General features: G+C 59.4%; 18 protein-coding genes. All 18 read right to left on the bottom strand.

Going from position 1 to position 16,262, the window contains the following annotated elements:
- Positions 1–255: 255 nt before the first annotated feature.
- Positions 256–1,272 carry a hypothetical protein gene (locus tag CCO03_RS08780; protein WP_087279976.1) on the bottom strand — a complete coding sequence of 339 codons (1,017 nt, stop codon included), beginning with the start codon at positions 1,270–1,272 and terminating at the stop codon, positions 256–258.
- Complete coding sequence (locus tag CCO03_RS19680; protein WP_157667596.1) at positions 1,269–2,177, bottom strand: hypothetical protein; 909 nt, start codon at positions 2,175–2,177, stop codon at positions 1,269–1,271. Before CCO03_RS19680 ends, CCO03_RS08780 begins: the two co-directional genes overlap by 4 nt.
- A 9-nt stretch (positions 2,178–2,186) precedes the next feature.
- The gene (locus CCO03_RS08775) at positions 2,187–7,601 is read right to left on the bottom strand and encodes a phage tail length tape measure family protein (protein ID WP_157667595.1); all 5,415 of its coding nucleotides are present in this window, start codon (positions 7,599–7,601) and stop codon (positions 2,187–2,189) included.
- An 89-nt stretch (positions 7,602–7,690) separates the two neighbouring features.
- Positions 7,691–8,113: a hypothetical protein gene (locus tag CCO03_RS19675; RefSeq protein WP_157667594.1), complete on the bottom strand. Its 423-nt coding sequence runs from the start codon at positions 8,111–8,113 to the stop codon at positions 7,691–7,693.
- Between the two features lie 39 nt (positions 8,114–8,152).
- A complete protein-coding gene (locus CCO03_RS20345; RefSeq protein WP_236904092.1) occupies positions 8,153–8,368 on the bottom strand; it encodes a DUF1799 domain-containing protein in 216 nt (71 codons plus the stop codon).
- Between the two features lie 113 nt (positions 8,369–8,481).
- Positions 8,482–8,850 (bottom strand): phage tail assembly chaperone, encoded by a 369-nt coding sequence (locus CCO03_RS08765; RefSeq protein WP_087279967.1) that lies wholly within the window; start codon positions 8,848–8,850, stop codon positions 8,482–8,484.
- A gap of 84 nt (positions 8,851–8,934) precedes the next feature.
- Positions 8,935–9,597 (bottom strand): phage tail tube protein, encoded by a 663-nt coding sequence (locus CCO03_RS08760; RefSeq protein ID WP_087279964.1) that lies wholly within the window; start codon positions 9,595–9,597, stop codon positions 8,935–8,937.
- Positions 9,598–9,846: 249 nt separating this feature from the next.
- A complete protein-coding gene (locus CCO03_RS08755) occupies positions 9,847–10,119 on the bottom strand; it encodes a hypothetical protein (protein ID WP_087279959.1) in 273 nt (90 codons plus the stop codon).
- Positions 10,119–10,865 (bottom strand): KilA-N domain-containing protein, encoded by a 747-nt coding sequence (locus CCO03_RS08750; protein WP_087279955.1) that lies wholly within the window; start codon positions 10,863–10,865, stop codon positions 10,119–10,121. The genes CCO03_RS08755 and CCO03_RS08750 overlap by 1 nt, the downstream gene beginning before the upstream one ends.
- Before the next feature lie 181 nt (positions 10,866–11,046).
- Positions 11,047–11,400, bottom strand: coding sequence for a DUF3168 domain-containing protein (locus CCO03_RS08745; protein WP_087279952.1), 354 nt, complete (start codon positions 11,398–11,400; stop codon positions 11,047–11,049).
- Positions 11,393–11,821: an HK97-gp10 family putative phage morphogenesis protein gene (locus tag CCO03_RS08740; protein ID WP_087279949.1), complete on the bottom strand. Its 429-nt coding sequence runs from the start codon at positions 11,819–11,821 to the stop codon at positions 11,393–11,395. The genes CCO03_RS08745 and CCO03_RS08740 overlap by 8 nt, the downstream gene beginning before the upstream one ends.
- 8 nt (positions 11,822–11,829) lie before the next feature.
- Positions 11,830–12,147 carry a phage head closure protein gene (locus tag CCO03_RS08735; RefSeq protein WP_236904091.1) on the bottom strand — a complete coding sequence of 106 codons (318 nt, stop codon included), beginning with the start codon at positions 12,145–12,147 and terminating at the stop codon, positions 11,830–11,832.
- A complete protein-coding gene (locus CCO03_RS08730; protein ID WP_087279943.1) occupies positions 12,147–12,458 on the bottom strand; it encodes a head-tail connector protein in 312 nt (103 codons plus the stop codon). Before CCO03_RS08730 ends, CCO03_RS08735 begins: the two co-directional genes overlap by 1 nt.
- The gene (locus tag CCO03_RS19670; protein ID WP_157667593.1) at positions 12,439–12,711 is read right to left on the bottom strand and encodes a hypothetical protein; all 273 of its coding nucleotides are present in this window, start codon (positions 12,709–12,711) and stop codon (positions 12,439–12,441) included. Before CCO03_RS19670 ends, CCO03_RS08730 begins: the two co-directional genes overlap by 20 nt.
- A 40-nt stretch (positions 12,712–12,751) precedes the next feature.
- Entirely contained in the window at positions 12,752–13,936 is a 1,185-nt protein-coding gene (locus CCO03_RS08725; RefSeq protein WP_087279940.1) for a phage major capsid protein, read from the bottom strand.
- 74 nt (positions 13,937–14,010) lie between these two features.
- Positions 14,011–14,874 (bottom strand): head maturation protease, ClpP-related, encoded by an 864-nt coding sequence (locus CCO03_RS08720; RefSeq protein ID WP_087279937.1) that lies wholly within the window; start codon positions 14,872–14,874, stop codon positions 14,011–14,013.
- A complete protein-coding gene (locus CCO03_RS08715; protein WP_087279934.1) occupies positions 14,871–16,103 on the bottom strand; it encodes a phage portal protein in 1,233 nt (410 codons plus the stop codon). The genes CCO03_RS08720 and CCO03_RS08715 overlap by 4 nt, the downstream gene beginning before the upstream one ends.
- Entirely contained in the window at positions 16,096–16,260 is a 165-nt protein-coding gene (locus tag CCO03_RS20065) for a hypothetical protein (protein WP_087279931.1), read from the bottom strand. The genes CCO03_RS08715 and CCO03_RS20065 overlap by 8 nt, the downstream gene beginning before the upstream one ends.
- Positions 16,261–16,262: the final 2 nt, after the last annotated feature.

Raw genomic sequence — 16,262 nt, 5'->3', positions numbered from 1 at the left:
TGATAGGCACCGTGACGGTAATCGGCTGAAACTTCACGGCCCCGCCACCGCCACCGCCGCCACCGCTCCCAGAGGTGTTGTTGCCACCCCCACCACCGCCGCCGCCACCAACAGCGCGAACCCAGCATTGGCCACCATTCGCCAACAGCGCCGCGGAGGGCGTAAACGTGCCGCTGCCCGTGAACTCCTGGTAGCGCAATTTGCCACCGCCGCCCCCCGCGCTACTGCCGGGGCCAAAAATGATTTGATAGGTACTCATTGCTCCACCCAGGTATTTGCTGATGCCGACCACTCCACCACAGCGCTTCCGCGCGATGGAATGACCATGGAAGTTGGTGAGGGCGCCACGCCCTTGATCGTTTTAGAGCCCCAGGCCACATACACATCCATGGCCGTGGCGTTGGTGAACCCAAACCGGAATTTGTCTGTCGGCGGATCTGGAGCCGTGAGCGTGATGCCGGGTGTTGTCAGCACATGATTGGCACCGTTGACCGCAGCGGCATTGGTCGATGTGACCTGCGGCGTCATGTCGCTACCCGGCAGCTCCCACACAACTTTTTCTGTGTAAGCAGTCACCCCACCGACCCACACCCAGTCTCCGGATGGCGCGTCATACTGCAAGGCGATTTGCCAGCCAAGCTGGTTCATGATGTAGTTCTCGGCATCCCCGCAAATCGTCTTGCCGTTGCGGTTGATGGTCGGCGTGAGCGTTCCCGAGGTGTTGACTGCAGCAACGGTCATGCCGTGCCAGGGAGAAGCTGGCAGCACAAGCACCGACGTGCCCGTAGTCATGCGGTACAGCACACGGTCTGCGGCGGCTGTATTCCCTGCTGGGGCCGGCAAAATCGTGTATTCATTGCGCGCCACCTCACCCCAATACGTGGAGCCGAGCGCAGGGGGCTGCGTGCTCACATCGGCAAGGGCCTGCTTCAAATACCAGAGCCGGCCCTGATGCGTGACCGTTGCCGGCACAGCCAGCGGCCCTACCAGGGTGGACCATTCCCCCTTGTAGGCGGCAGCAGCGAATGCGCCTGCTGCAGCGGTCTGCACATCGGCGAGGCGCTCGGCGGCGGCCTGGGCGTGCTCGTCCGCCTGGGTCGCCGATGTCTCGGCATCGTCAGCGCGCGCATTGACATAATCGCCCAGGTCATTAAGTTGCTCACCCCATGGGTTTAGCTTGCTCCCCGCCGTCTCAGCCTTTCCCGAGAACACCGTAGGGGTGTCCGAGTTTTTGGGCCAATCGAAATTTGTATCAACATACGGCACCGTCATTCTGGCAACCCCCTAATTGTCAATCTCGCCTCTGGGTATTCCCAAGCCAGTGGGATATCGAAGCTTTCCACAAATCCATAAATATTCAAGGACTCGTAGTCCTCTGAGCCAATCCAAATAGATGGACTAAACCGTGCCTTGGCAATCATTTTTTGCAGCGCATCCACCTCGCGTTTTCTGAGCAGAACATCCACGGTTGCAGTTTTAGACCATGAAAGCTGATTGATGATGGGGTCGCCCCAGTCGTCGTAACCACCGAGCGCAAAGTTGTTGATGCTCACACCCGAACCCGTGAGGACATATTCACCATACTCAACAAGGCTTCCGACTGCGATCACGCCAATCGCCAAGTCAGCAGTTCCTGTTGCTTCAATTTCAAGCGTGGCTCCCGTGTAAGTGGGCAGATTGAAGAAGTTGGCATCAGTCCCATCCTCACGATTTCCATATAGCCAATGCCATAAGCCTGATTCAGTCGGCACAGCGAACATCGGCACAGTTAAGGTGTAGATCACTGTGCTGTCAACCACCACCCTCAAGGTTATGGATTCAGCCCCTTCAACTCCCTTGATGATGACCGAGGTTGCCACTCTCCCGACATCAAGGTGATAAATGATTGAATTGGCCTGACGGACTTTTGTGCTGAGCTTTTCGTCAAAGGGCTTCATTCGGTTGATGACGCCCATCAACTTCCATTTGGCCGCGTTGTTGATTTGGTCGGCTGGGTCGTTACCGGTATTCGAGTCGATCAGGCTTCTGTAAACATTGACGCCCTTCTTGACGTTATCGCCAGATGCATAGGTTGTGCCTGCTGCCCACTCCGCATAATCCGTGTCCGGAACATTGGTGAATACGATTTGGGCAGGCGTAATGGTCAACGGGCGAAGCACCCGCAATGGATTGGCCATCTATCCCCCTTATGCCTTTTGATATGTGGCTTCGCTGACAGTCGCCAGCCGCTTGAGTAGGTTTTTCACGTCAGACAGCTCGCGAACCGTTGCACTGAATCCCTTTTGAAGGGTCGCAATTTGCTGTTCAGTGCGTTGCGCTTGCATGCCGCCATCTCGCCCATTCACGGCGGCGATTAGCGCGCTGTTGTCAGCAGCAGGGATGATTCGTTCTCCACGGTGGATCTGGGCCACCATGTCGTAGGGGACAAAGTTGGTGCCCACTGCAAAGCTGTTCCGGGGACCGATCAGTCCGCCTGAGCCGACGGTGTAGCCCTGTTCCCGCAGCCAGTCGGCCATGGCCTTGTCGTCAGCAAACCCCATTGCTCGGGTGAGCTGCGACACCTGTTTGCCCACAGCGGCCTCGAGCACAGCATCACCGGAGGCGCCCGAACGGATCAGGTCGGCCAAGCTCTTGATGGCGCCGTACTCCGAAAAGCCGGACCCCATTTCGAACGCTTCCCAGCCTGAGCCGCTGATGCGGACATAGCCATAGCCGCCAGCGGCGTTGATGCGCCGCAGTTCATCCTCTGCGTCTTGGCGAGTCGCGAACCATTTCCCCTGGTCACCACTTCCGACAAATTTGCCATCGACGCCGAAGCTCAAGCCACCACTGCCCGCTCCCTTTTTGCCTGCTGCCGCAGCCCTCTCGGCTTCCAGCGCTTCCTTCGCCGCGCGCTCATCAAGGATGGCCTGGGCCAACTCGGCAATCGTTCCCTGGAACTCGTTGCCCTCGCGGATTGCAGCGATCATTTCCTGCTGAAGCGCGATCTCCTTGTTGATGAGGTCGATCTGTTCCTGGGCATAGGCTGCCTGGCGCTCGGCTTCTGTCAGTTGGCTGTCTGCGTAGCCCTCCAGCTCTGACAGCCTGCCGGCCAGGATCAGTTGGGCTGCCTCGTACTCGGCCTTGCTGTCGAACCCTGACGACACCAGACCGCCACGCGCACCGCTGATTGCATCGCTCAGTGCTTCATAGTCAGGCAGGATGCCGGTCGCACGCGCAGCAGCCAGGGCAGCGCTGATGTACGCATTGCCCTGGTCGGCTTGCATGGCGCGGGTGCTGTCCACGTTGCCGTACAGCTCGCGCACGCTGTCGTGCAGCAGGTCGAAGAGGCTGCGCGCTTCTTCGGCAGCCTCTTCGGCAGCGGTCTGAACATCCGACCACTGGTCGATGACCTTCTGTTGGTTCTTCTGGTACGCCGCGAAACTGCCGTCGGTGCGCGACTTGGCTTCGGCATACAGGTCGGCGACGGTCTTGGTGACCTCTTCGACCACCTCCTCCACCGTGCCCATGGCCGTCACGAACTGCGCGAACTGAGGACTGATGCTCAGCAGCGAGGCAAACAGGCTGCGTGACGCCTCATCGTTCAGGTCCAGCGACTCGACCAGGGACCGGAACCCCTCAATCGTGCTGGGCATCGTCACATTGAGCGCACCGAACTGCTCTTGCAGTTGACGCTGCAGCAGATCAAGTTGCTCCTGCTCGGTGTAGAACGCCTGGACGTAAGCGGAGTACACCGAATTGAACGAGTCCACGCCACCCATGAGGCTGGTGATCTGGTAGATCACATCTTGGCTGTAGCCGCCGAATTCCAGCACCGACTTGCCAAGCTGATCGAGCACGCGTGCGGTCTGCACCAATGCAGCCTGGACAGCATTCAGCGAGTCGATGGCCGTCTGGCCCAGCTTGTCGCCAAGCTCCTCGGCGTCCAGCTCGTTGATCGCGGTCTGCGTCTCGGTGACGAGGCTGGTCGCCCAATCGGGCAGGTCCAGGCCTTTGAAGGCTTCGAGAGTCTGGGCGGCGAACTGGCGCAGTGCCTCTTGCGTGCCGCCCTCACCCACTTTGCCCTCGAAGTCCACCAGCGTCTCGTCGCCTTGCTGGATGCGCAGGCCGGCATACAGCAGATCCCGCTTGGCCTCATCGCGCAGGCCCGCGATCACCCTGAAGTCGCTGTCCAGATCGAATACGTCCGCAACAGACTCAAGCTGGCCCAGGATCGATTGCGCAACCTGCCGGCCCCACTGCGTCATCTCGGCGCTGTACGTGAAGTCACGCATGCCGCTGGACTGGCCATCGATCCACATCGTGCTGGGGTCGACATACCCCTCACCCGTGTAGAAGACCTGGTCGCCACGGCTCATGCGCTGCAGGTACTCGCGTGAGAGGTCGTCGGCGAATGTCACGCCGGCGCGCTCAAGGGAGCCGATCAGGTCGGGCGCGCCGGCCCACGTCAAACGGTCCTCAGGGCCCACAGCGAGGCTGTACTGCTCGTTGATGCTCAGGCCATTGGTGCTGTCCGCAAGTGCGGCCTGAAGCGCTTCGAGGCTCGGAATGATTCCGTTGGCGATGTCAACAGTCAGCCCGCTTGCCGTGGGCGCTGCAGCATCTCGGGTCGGGTCGCTCGATGCCGACGCATAGCCGGAGTAGTCAGGACGGCTGGGCATTGAGGACATACCCCACATGCCGATGGCCAAAGGCGCAGCAATCCAGGCGGCCGTGCCCAGGCTACCCAACATGCCAGTCGTGCCGCCCGTATAGGCCCCAGCCGCTCCGGGCGCGCCTGGTGCAAGCACACCCTGGCCTGCGCCAAGACCCGTCCAGGCGCCCGCAGCACCGGGGGACCCTGCGGCCAACACCCCCTGGCCAGCGCCCAGGGTGTTCCCAAAGCCCAACCAGTTTGCGGCGGCATTCAGCACGGGGTTGTTTCCCGTGAGCGCCGAATACGCGCTGCTGGCATTGTTGATCAAGCTGCCGAGCGTGTTCCCACCACCGAGGACACCATTCGTCAGGCTCCCCAACGCACCGTTGATCAGCGTGCTGATGACGTTGCCGATGGGGTTCACGACAAAGCTGATCACAGGCTTGAGGACAAGCGTGTTGATCATGTTCTTCAGCGTGTCGCGGAAGTTCTCTGCGAAACCCTTGCCGTCCTCGAAGCCACGGAGCAAAGCGTCGGTCAGCGATTCATTGATGGTGTCAGCCGTCTTTTGCCAGCTGTCCGACACCTGCTTGGCTGCTGTCTGTTCCAGGCGCAGGCGGGCATTGATGGCGGCCTTGTCTTTCAGCGTTTGCTTCTCGGCTTCGCTGATCGACATCTTGTCGATCTTGTAAATCTGCTCGGCCAGATCGCGCTCGATTTCGCGCATGGCCACGACCCGCTCGCGCTGATCGCCACTCAGGAACACCAGGTCGAGATCCTGCTTGGCGTACTGGACGCCCAGTTCCAAGGAGCGCTGCATCTCGTCGGCGTTGTATGAGGCTTGCCTAAAGTCAAGCTCACGCATGCCCGCAACGACAGCCGCCCCCTCTTTCAGCTTGGCAAGCCAGGCATCCAGGAAGGTCGGATCCCAAGAGCCTGAGTCCGCCGCGCGCTCAAACTCAGCTTGTTCGCGGGCCAGCGCAGCGGCTGCAATCTCCGTTCGGCTCTTGCCGATTGCATCGATCTGGTCACGAATGGATTGGGTCTGGGTGCGGTTGGCCTCAGCGCCCTTGAGCTGTGCATCAATGGCCTTGAGCATGGCCTTCTCAGATGCATCAATGGCCTTGGCGCGTTCCTCTTCGGCAACACGGGTTTTCTGCAGGCCGGCCAGCTCTTGCGCTGCAGCCAACGAGGCCTCTTTCTGAGCCCTGGCCTTACCTGACAGCTTACCCGTCAGCTCTTGCTGAATTTTGATTGCCAGCTTCTCGCCTTCGGTCAGCTTGTCGGCCTGGGTGCCACGCTCGCGGATGCGGGCGATCAACACCTTTTCCTGGGCGATCAACCCGGCGATGTTCTGAGCCTGGGTTTCAGCCGCCTTGCCGCCTGCAGCGGATGCCTTGGCCGCCTCCTTGTACTGTGAGCGAATGGCCGCCTCGCCCGCAGCAATCTGCTTGGGGTCAAGCAGCGCACTATTCGGGTTAGCCTTGCGCAATGTCTCGATGTTGGCGCGGTAATTCTCCAGCGCCTTGTTCATCTGCTGCGTCTTGCTCAGGCCCTTCTCGTTGACCGCAGAAACCGCTGCCAACGCAGCAACGCCATCGGATTGGAGCTTGTTCCGCGTTGATCGTTCGCGGTTCGCCGCAGTCTCCGCCTTGACCTCCTGCGTGAGTTGCTGAAGGTATTTGGTGGACGCGGTGAGCTGCTGCTCCAGGCCACTGGTGGCAATCCCGCGATCCATGCGCGACTGCAGCTTGTCTCGCAGTGTGGTGACAATTTCAGTCTGCTTCTGCAGCTTCTGGACGGCGGTATCTGCTCGGCCCAGACCAAGCATCCAGTCCCACGCCGATTTTGCTGCGCTGCCCGTGGCCGCCCATGCACGTTCCAGCGCGCCAAGGTTAGCCTTCACCCGCTCGGCAGCCTCAAGCTGGGCGTTTGCAAGAGCCTTCTGCGCCACGGCAGCAGCATCCGCCTTCTTGCCCTGGTCCTCCAACGACTTGATGTGTTCAAGCGTCGCAGCGTTCAGATGGTTGTAGCTCTCTTGGAGCTTCAATGAGGCTTCATACGGGGATTTCGCGAGCTGCTCATACTCCCCAACAAGGTCGTCTACGGATTTGCTGGTAATCGCCGACAGCTCGGTGATCGCAAGACCCATCTCATGAATGGCGCCAGTGCCTGTCTTGCCGTTGGCAGCAATGGCATTCATGACCTCAGCGGCTTTGCCGAGATTACCGCTGGACGACAGCGATGCCACCGCTGCAGACAGATTGACAAGCTGATCGCGAGACAGGCCGATCTGATCGTTGTTCAGCGCCAACGACTTGCCGAATGCATGAGCTTCGTTGGCGCCGCTGTTGTAGGCCATGGCCAGAGCAGCCACAGCCGCTGCCGACACTGTGAGCGGGTTCACCATGCCCAGCGCGTAACCACCTACTGCTTTGAGAGCAGCACCTACGCCGCCAAACATGTCCTTAAGCTGACCCCCCTGTTGCAGCAGCACAGTCATGGGCTTCTGGCCGCCCTGCAAGGACACGATGATGTCGGTCATCTGTGCTGGCACATTGCGCAGCGCCGCAGACATGGCCTTTCCTGACATTTCACCGCTGGCGGCCATGTCTTGCTGGGCCTTCTGCAGCTCGCGGATCTTGCTCAGGTAGCCGCTAAACGTGGACGTATCAATGCCACGCATCTGCATGCGCAGCTCAAGCTCTTTGGCCTTGTCGCCCGCAGACTCCATCTGGGCGATCACGCGCTGCAATTCCCGCTCAATTGAAGCCGTGGAACGCTTGTTCTTCTTTGCTGCCTCGTCCGCGCCGTTGCCGATCTTCTTGAAGCCCTCTTCACCCTTCTTGCCAGCCTCCTCAGTGGCTTGGGTGAGATCCCACATGGACCGCTTGACCTTGGCGACGCCGGATTCGACCGGACCTGCGTCGAATTCCGAAACGATTTTTGCTTTGAGTTCAGACATGGCGGCCAACAAAAAGGCCCACTGCGAACGGTCGCGGTGGGCCTGAAATAAAAAAACCCGCCGAAGCGGGTTGTGTGGGGTGGAGTGAACTAGGGCTTATGGCCCCATTTCAAGAGAAACTCTTCCTCCAAGTTTTCGCAGACTTGGGCAATAAGTCGTGCGGACGTTGGGTCGAGTGATTTCTTTTTTTGATCTTCCCAGCAGTACGAAATGGCCTCTCTGGTTTCTGCCTTGGCCTTGGCTTCTGGCGATCTGCCAGCAACGACCCCTAGTCCGAGGAAGGCGATCAACAGCACCGCAGGAACCCCGATCACCCATTTCCAGAGGCCGCCCTTTTTGGGTTGAACCGCTTGCGGAGTTTCGGGTGCCACGCGGGCGCTCACGTACGCGGCCTTGGCCTTGCTTTCGTCGCCACCTGCTTCCGCAAAGCATCTCGCCCACAGCCCAGCTTGGCGCTTTTCGGGGTCTTCGGCTTCCGCCAGGGCCTCGGCCCAGAGATCGTTACCAGCCACATCCGCTCCTTCCAAAGTTGTGTATCGGATGCTACTAGATCACTTTCCTCGTCGCTCCTGCTTCTCACGCATCGCGGAGATGGCCCCGCTTTCGATGAGCTGCAACTCGGCCAAGAGGTCGTTCTGCTTCGCTTTGTCGATCCCCTCCGCATCCATCCACCGGTACGCCACCTCGTAGTTCAGCGCCATGGGTGAGCCCATTCCGCCATAGATCCATTGGTTCTGGATGGACAGGAACAGCCGGTAGGCCAGCACGTTGTCGGGGTATGGCTCTACGTGGATAGTCGTGATTTGTTCAGGCGCAAAGCCAAAATAGGAGAACTTGCGCTTATCAGGGGGCGGACTGATGGTGTCTCGCCCCAGCGCAATCAGTTTCCCCGTTTGGCCGGGACGTACTCGCTGAAGTAGGTCTTCCAGGCTTCAATGTTGAAGCCGCGGTGGTGACGCAGAAAGTCGGTCACCGCCTCCTTGGTAAACGGCTCAGCGAACTCCCAGCCGGACGCGATGAGCGCCAGGCTGTCGAATTCCAGTTCCAAGACCGTCTCAAAGGTCTTTGTCTTCCGCTTTTCGTGCGCAACAGTCAAGGCCTTCTCCGCTTCCAGCACTTCCTCTTGGCCCTGACGATCCTTGTAGATGAAGGTCAGCTCAACCTCATCCACCCCGCCACCAGGGATGACGACAGGCACCTTGGCGGTGAAGGTGGGCTGTGCGCGGAGTTCTTTGTACGACTTTGCCATTTTCTATCCTTGGAATGCAAAAAAACCCGTTCCGCATACGTTCGGACGGGCATGAAAAAGCCCCTTGGAAGGGGCTTGGCTCGGTTAGACCGGTACGGCGGTTGCGTAGCGCTTGGCGGGGCGCTGGAAGGTGATCGAGGCGGCTGCCGTGGTCACCGAGCCCTTGGCCAGGTTCGGGAACTCGTTCACCGACACATAGCCGTAGCCGTAGGCCACAGCGCCGTTGGACTGCAACATGCGGATCGCAACCAGCTTCTGGGCACGCGAGGCACGCACCAGCAGCTTGTAGCCAGGCAGCGAAGGGTCATCACCGATTTCCAGCTCGAGCGACTGGGCGCTGAAGCGGGTCGGGATGCGCACGCTGTAGCGTTGGGCCAGGGGCTCGGCTTCTGCGTACTGCTGCTCACCGCCCGAAGGGGTCAGGTTGGTGACCTGCTGGATTTCCTGCCAGCCAGTGATGGCCTGCAGGCTGCCTGCCGATGCGCCAGAGGGGAAGAACAGCGTGTCGGTCGTGTCCAGGTCCTCCAGCGAGAAATCGCCAGCGTTGACCGTTGCGCCAACGCGCAGAACCGCCTCGCTGAGATCTTCCCAGCCGGTTTTCAGCAGGAAGGGCGTGCCTGCAGTCAGCCCGTGCGCAGCAGCGCTCAGGATGGGGTTGGCCGAGTTGGTGATGCCGGAAACTGCAATCGGCGTGCCGAACGTGGTCGAGAACGCAAACCGTGTTCCGTCTGCTACGGAGTAAGCCATTGATGGGCCTCTTTCAAGAAAAAGCCCCTGACGGGGCGGTTTTCTGCGAGGCGTCTTGGCTGCGGGTCCCTTGCGGGAGTGGCATGCCTGCGAGGCAGGGTTGGAAACTGAGTTTTAGGAAGCGCGGGCTTCGAGCCAGGCTTCCCAGGCACTGATTGCTCCCTTGGCGAGGCGGATCAGGGCTTTGTGGAGTTCGTGTGTTGCGGTGTTCATTTCCAGCAAGAAAACAAAAACCCGCACTAGGCGGGTTCAGATATCGATGATTTGGGCATCCAGTAGTCGCAACCTCGGGGCCCTCACATCTGCCTCAAGGACTACGCAGGTCGGGTCTGCTTTGGCGCATATCTTGCGGAGATACGCCTTGGCTTGCGCCTCGGCTTTCTTTGCCAGACGCAACTGGTGCTCTTGTTCGCTGTAGCCGATGGCGAGTGACGGCACCGATCTGGCGACAGCGATGCGGTGCAGCCGCGCCCGATTCCACGCGATGGCTGCTTCGGCTACCGTTTCAATTGCGGCTTTCATCACGCAGCCTTGGGATAGACGAAACCGAGCTGGCCTCGCCTGCCGCTGACCAGCATCATTCGGGCCTCGAAGTCGCGCATGTCGGCAGATGTGCTGGCGATGCTTTGAACCAACTCGATTTGCTTGTCCAGCAGGGCCTGGCCGCCATCAGTGAGCCACTGATGCATCTTTTGCGAGGCATTTCGGCGCACCTTGAGCTCGCTGCGCACGTCATCAGGCAGAAGGCAGGCGTACACCCATTTATCGGTGATCGCGCCATATAGAGCCGGCGTTCCATTGGTATGGCCGGTATAGGTCGTGCGCGTGATGTGGGCCAACGCCTCGTAGTAGTCGGGCTTGAAACGCAGCTCCCATGCGCCTGCGTCCTGACGCAGCAGGAGAGGCAACAGATTGACATTGCCTTCCGCTCGGATGCTGTTGCGAATGATGGCATCGATCTGCAGGTCGCACCAAACGCCGAAGTCATCGGATAGCCAGCGCGCGAAGGCTACCGCCAGCTTTGGATGAAGCCATGTCCCAGGAGATCTCCCACCGCGTTGCGCCTTGACAAGCTCAAACCGGGATTTTCCCGGTTCTATCTCCAGCGCCTTAGCCAAGGCGTCCATGTAGCTCTTGGTTGCTGGCAAACGCAACCATTCAAAAGCCTCTCGCTTAAAGCGTTTTGCAGCCTCCGTGGCGTTAAACCATCCGTTGCCGTCAAAGCTGTGTAGCCCACCATCGAAATCAAATCTAACGATGTTGCTCATTCATAACCCCTCGACTCCGAGTAAGGGAGTGCGGCCACGCCAGGCTAGGAGTCATCACCCAGCTATCGGGAGCTACCCTAGGCCGCACAAAATCGAAAGGCCCGCGCAATGGCGAGCCTCAGAAATGAAAAACCGCCCTGGAGGCGGTTTGCGTTGTTGGCTGCCGGGCAGCTCTTGTGGTTCAGTCCTTGAACCAGACCGAAAAGTCTTGCGTCAAGCCGAAGGAATCGTCATCGCTCGGCAGGTTGGAGGGCGATGACAGCGGCTTGCCTTCAAAGAGCCCACTGGTCCGAACGGCTATATCGACATCTCGGATGAGACGCGAGACACCCAACACCGATGAGGCCCAGACGTTGATCTGGACATGAGCATGCTGAAGGTCCGGCACCGCTTCGCGCGACAAGGTTGTGACCACATGTCCCCCAGCACGCAGGTAGGTGGCATAGGGCAACGGAGGCTCATCCTCGGGCACGCCGCCGTCAGGGTAGATCGGCAGCACGGGCGAAATGGCTTGGTAGATCAGCTCTTCAAGCACTGGATATCCCCTTGATCTGTTTGGCCTCTTCCACGAACTTCGCCACCATGGCTTGCTGTGCAGCTTCCTCGGCCGCGTAGAAAGATGGGCGCAAGAAGGGGTGCGCCCTGCGTTTTTTGGTGCCGAATTCAACAAAGCGCCAGTAAAACGCCTTCTTGCTGTTGACAGAGATGTCATACACGGCACGCGTCTCGGTGCTTTGGTCCTTAGAGTAGACCTGGTACACCGAATTGCGCAGGTTGCCAGGCTGGTAGGTCTGTTTCTTACCCTTGGTCGAATGCGCTTTCGTAGACACCGGCGCCTTGGTGCGCACCATGTCGTAAAACACTTGTGCACCGGCCTGAGCGGCTGGGCGTGGCGCCTGTTCTGTCAGCGCCGCGCCCATCTCATCCAGCTCTTTCATGAGCGCGTCGGCATCCATGCGCAGCCTCACGTCACACGCTCCAACACAAGGTCAACATACTCGCGGCGCTTCATGTCCTGCAGTACAGCCTCAACGGTGTACGTGCCCGAGCCCGCGATGACGCGCATGCTGTGGTCCAGATCCGTGCGCCAGCGGATGCGGGCGGAAGCTTTCACCGTCGAGGCCTGGGCGTCGTTCTTTGCAGCCTGCAAGCCCGAGATGTTCCGGAAGTCGGACCAGACCGTAGCGTGGTTCACCCAGGACTTGATCGCCTCGCCAGCGCTGTCCTGGGCCGTCTCTTGACGTTGGATGGTGATCCGGGTGTTGAGGTCGCCTGCTCGCATCACACACCCCAATGAATCCGCCAAGGCGTCAGCAGCGCGCGTGCACCATCAGGAATATCCGCAGTCTCGCGGTTCGCGTAGAGATGCCCCAGCGTGAGGAGAATCGCGGTCTTGACGGATGCATTCACTACCATGGGCCGGTCTTCATCGACTGCAGCATCCACTTCGGCCTGGGTGTCATAGACACTCCGATTCAGATACTGGACTGCTTGCTCATGAGCGGCATCCAACTTCAACTGGATCAAGTCATCTTCATCGTTGCCATCCACTCGAAGGTGTTCCTTGGCCTGCTCAAGCGTCACCAGATTCATTGGCTTTCCCCTTGCGACGGCCACGACGTGGAGCTTCTACGGGCGCCATGTTCTCCCGCTCACGAATCTCGTCGCGAGTGATCACGCCTTCTACGGGGCTTTTCGGCTCAGCATGCGCCACCACAGCCGATGCCACCAACCCGCGTGCCAGGAACTGCTCAACCTGGTTGTCAGGAATGTCGAATGCGTCTGAACGTGGGCTTTTGATTTCTCCCAGGTACTCAAACGAGCGAATTGCTTTGACAGTTGCCACGCGAATCAGGAGAGCGGTTTCCCGCCCTCCCCCCTTTCAATTAAGGACCAGTCAGCTCGCCAGTGACAAAGGCTTCGGGGCGGTACACAGCCAACGCCAGACGCTCTTCAGCGCGGATCGTGACCATGTTGTTTTCGAAGTCCTTGTCGTTCTCGGTGCTGATCAGAATTTCGACAGCCATGCGGTCAAAGATCTGAGCGCCGAGGGAGAACGCGCCGGTCAGGAACGAGTTCTGCGTGATGGCAGTCGTCTCCACGACCGGGAGGTTCCACAAGCGTGCCGGCGTGCCATCCTGCGGGCGGCCGATCAGGTAACGACCCTGGCTGTCCTTGGTCAGCTCGATGGCGGCCCAATCCGTGGGGTGAAGCACCACGCCTGACGCAGGGAATTCGGCCAGGATGGCTTGCAGAATGGCCAGACGGATGCGGTCGATACGCTGTTCACCAGTCACGGTGATGCCTGCCGGCGCGGCATAGGCGGTAGCCTGCGGAATCAAACCATTCAGGTTGGCACCTGTGCCGTTGCCGTACAGCAGCTGAGCTTCTTCAGCCAGCTTGATGCCGTACTCTGCTCGAGCGTCGATGTAGCTCTTCAGGGCGGGTGCATCATCCAAGATCTGGCGCGAGGCCTTGAACAGGTGGGCCAGCACACGAACGGGCGCGTTTTCCAGCGCAAACGTGATGTCCGAATACGGCTTGGCCGCGCCTTCAGCAACAGGAGCCGCCGAGTTCGTGAAACCGGATTCACGGACGTACTCGATGTTGTTGCTTGCCGTCTGGCCTGGCGCGATCAGATCGCGGACGGTCAGCCGCTTTTCCGGGGGCGTCACGATGCCATATTGACGGTCAGACACCACCAGGCTACCTGCGGTCGCGGTGGTAATAGCCTGACGGGGCACCTCGATGCGACGAGAACCACGGAACGAGCTGTTGACGCCTTGCATCTGGTCGCTGTTCACCACCAGGTCGCCAGCGGACTGAGGTGCGGATTTATCGTCGCCCTTGGGACGCGCGAGTTCTTGCTGCAACTCCAAGAACTGCTTCTGCATGGCGTTGAACTTGGGCAGCAGCTGGTCAACCGCAGCCTTGGTTTCTTCGCTGGTTTTGCCGAGGTTCTTCATCTCGGTCTCGGTCTTCTCGGCGTACTGCTTCAGCTTGTCGCCGGTTTCCTTCAGGTTGACTTGAACCTGTTGATAGGCCTGTTCGATGTTCACGGTATCGGTCATGTCTTGTCCTATGCTCCGATGGAGCAACAAAAAACCGCCTCGGTGGGCGGTTCGCTACGGGAGTGGTTGCCTTGTCAGTTGAATGACAAAAGCGCTGGTTTCGCCACCATCACAGGCAGCTGGGCAGCGTTTGGCGTGCCCTTCCCGATAGCGTCTTGCGTATCGGCACCGACAGCGTCTTGCGTGCCGGTTTTGATTTGTTGCAGCAGGCTTCGGCGCTGGCTTCGTGGTAGGCCTTGCTTTGCCAACAGAATGTCGATTTGACGGACAGCGTTTTGAGCGCCATGCCCGTCACGCTCGGCGATCTTGTCGGTGGAAAGAATGGCGTCTGCCCAACCTGTTTCCACGGCTGCGCCCCCGCCAATCCACGTTTCTTTATCGAGCATTGCGAGAATCTCGCCTTTGTCGATGCCAGTTCTGTCGGCGTATAGGTCGGCTGCAGCAGCGTCGAATGGTTCCAGCCAGTCAGCCGCTTCTCGCAGGTCGTTACGGTTGCCATACATGCCAATCCAGGCGTTATGAATCATCAGCCAGCCGGCACGCGAGATTTGAATCTCATCCCCAGCCATGGCGATGATGGACGCAGCAGATGCGGCCATGCCCAGGATGCGGACAGTGACCTTGCCCTTGTGCAGACGCAAGAGACTGTATATGGCGTCCCCCTCAAACATGGAGCCGCCCGGAGAGTTGATGTTGACAACCACGTCCCGGTCACGACCGATGGAGCGCAGGGCGGCATCAATGCGCTTTGCCGTGGTGCCTTCACCTGTCCAGTAGTCGTAGCCGATCACATCCAAGACGTTGATGATGTTATCTGGTTCGTCTTCGGTGGCCGACAGTGACGGGTTCCACTTCGCCAACGCACGCGGCGACAGGTCGAACTCGATCCCATCTTGATGAGCCAGCTTGGGCAGCTCAGGAAGTTTTCGCAGGCTCATTGGTCTTCCCCATTGATCTTTTCGAGGTCTTGCAATCGTGTGAGATTCAACTGAACGGTCAAGTCGTCGCCACCAGGCATGGGGGCCATGTCCTCCAGCTCGCGGATTTCGTTTCGTGTCATGACGCCGTTCTGAGCCAGCTTCGAGTAGTACTCAGACCGGCCCGCACTGTCGGCGCGCAGAAGGCCTTCGAGGTTGAACCGGGCGTAGAAGGACCGCTTCTCCGAGGACTCCAGCAGATTCTTGTAAATCGACTCCTCAATGCGCTTGAGGATGGGCCGCAATGCAAGGGTGAGGAACAGGTCTTTCTGCGCCTCTGTACTCGTTGGCCATGAGGACTGCTTACTGCTGTGCCCGATCATGATCGGCGGCACTCCGAAGAATCGGCAGATCTCCTCGACGCTGTACGAGCGCGACTCCAACAACTGCGCATCGGTTGGGTCAATCCCAATGGGCTCGGCAGAGATGCCCTGTTCCAAGACTGGCGACCGCCCAGCATTCAATGCGCCGGTCAACGTCTTGACGTACTCGCGAAACTCCTCGCGTTGTTCTGGCCGGAGAACCCGATCCACCTTGAACGCAACCGTCTTGTGCAGCCCGTTTTGGAACGTGCTCTCCGCAGCATCGTTTGCCGACATGGCCTGGCCGAACGTGGTGGCGCCATACTGGATTGCCGACAGACCAATCTGGCCATCCAGTGAGAAACCTGCGATGTGCATCATCTCCCGCCGTGTCAGCTCTTGCGCCTGACCACGATAGCGATAGGTGTAGTTCAGCGAGCCGTCGTCATTGCATTTGATCGTGATCCGATCTGGCTGCAGCACATACAAAGCCGCAACGCGGCCAGCCACGTACCGCTTTCGAATGTAGGCATTGCCGCGCAGGAGGATCGAGGCCACGACAGCCTCCCAAAATTGCACAGACGTGGTATCAGCGTTCGGCGAGTGTTTGAGGATCTCGTAGAGCTGATGGCCAACGGCTGGCATGGGCTTTCGACCATCCTGCTCGTACAGGGTAAGAGGCAGTGTCGCAATGGTCTGGGAGATAAGGCGAACACATGCCCACACCACCGACAGTTTCATGGCCGAATTGGTGTTGACGCCTCCTGCAAAGTCGGACCAGAAGCCACCATCGGTGAGGCGAATGTCTTTCCCAGACCAATCACTGACGGCTGAGCGCACCTGTGGTCGGCCAACTGCCCTGACCAGCACATCGGAGAGCTTACTCATGGGCTAAGCCCTTCTTCAAAAAAGCAGCAGCCACAAGACACGCAGCCGAGCCCGCCAACAGCGCCCACCCCAACCCAGCCAGGATGGCAGCGCCGGCCACAAACAGGCCTAACCCCGTTGCCGACAGCAGCAGAAAAATGATGATCGGCAGGTTCATGG

The organism is Comamonas serinivorans, from assembly GCF_002158865.1.
GTDB lineage: Bacteria > Pseudomonadota > Gammaproteobacteria > Burkholderiales > Burkholderiaceae_C > Comamonas_E > Comamonas_E serinivorans.
The sequence above is the reverse complement of the archived record's forward strand: the minus strand, read 5'-3'. Positions and strand labels throughout refer to the sequence as shown.

Excerpts from the sequence above, each read along its gene's own strand:
- CCO03_RS08780 (WP_087279976.1), bottom strand. The coding sequence starts at position 1,272 with ATGACGGTGCCGTATGTTGATACAAATTTCGATTGGCCCAAAAACTCG.
- CCO03_RS19680 (WP_157667596.1), bottom strand. The coding sequence starts at position 2,177 with ATGGCCAATCCATTGCGGGTGCTTCGCCCGTTGACCATTACGCCTGCC.
- CCO03_RS08775 (WP_157667595.1), bottom strand. The coding sequence starts at position 7,601 with ATGTCTGAACTCAAAGCAAAAATCGTTTCGGAATTCGACGCAGGTCCG.
- CCO03_RS08765 (WP_087279967.1), bottom strand. The coding sequence starts at position 8,850 with ATGGCAAAGTCGTACAAAGAACTCCGCGCACAGCCCACCTTCACCGCC.
- CCO03_RS08760 (WP_087279964.1), bottom strand. The coding sequence starts at position 9,597 with ATGGCTTACTCCGTAGCAGACGGAACACGGTTTGCGTTCTCGACCACG.
- CCO03_RS08755 (WP_087279959.1), bottom strand. The coding sequence starts at position 10,119 with ATGAAAGCCGCAATTGAAACGGTAGCCGAAGCAGCCATCGCGTGGAAT.
- CCO03_RS08750 (WP_087279955.1), bottom strand. The coding sequence starts at position 10,865 with ATGAGCAACATCGTTAGATTTGATTTCGATGGTGGGCTACACAGCTTT.
- CCO03_RS08740 (WP_087279949.1), bottom strand. The coding sequence starts at position 11,821 with ATGGATGCCGACGCGCTCATGAAAGAGCTGGATGAGATGGGCGCGGCG.
- CCO03_RS08735 (WP_236904091.1), bottom strand. The coding sequence starts at position 12,147 with ATGCGAGCAGGCGACCTCAACACCCGGATCACCATCCAACGTCAAGAG.
- CCO03_RS08730 (WP_087279943.1), bottom strand. The coding sequence starts at position 12,458 with ATGAATCTGGTGACGCTTGAGCAGGCCAAGGAACACCTTCGAGTGGAT.
- CCO03_RS08725 (WP_087279940.1), bottom strand. The coding sequence starts at position 13,936 with ATGACCGATACCGTGAACATCGAACAGGCCTATCAACAGGTTCAAGTC.
- CCO03_RS08720 (WP_087279937.1), bottom strand. The coding sequence starts at position 14,874 with ATGAGCCTGCGAAAACTTCCTGAGCTGCCCAAGCTGGCTCATCAAGAT.
- CCO03_RS08715 (WP_087279934.1), bottom strand. The coding sequence starts at position 16,103 with ATGAGTAAGCTCTCCGATGTGCTGGTCAGGGCAGTTGGCCGACCACAG.
- CCO03_RS20065 (WP_087279931.1), bottom strand. The coding sequence starts at position 16,260 with ATGAACCTGCCGATCATCATTTTTCTGCTGCTGTCGGCAACGGGGTTA.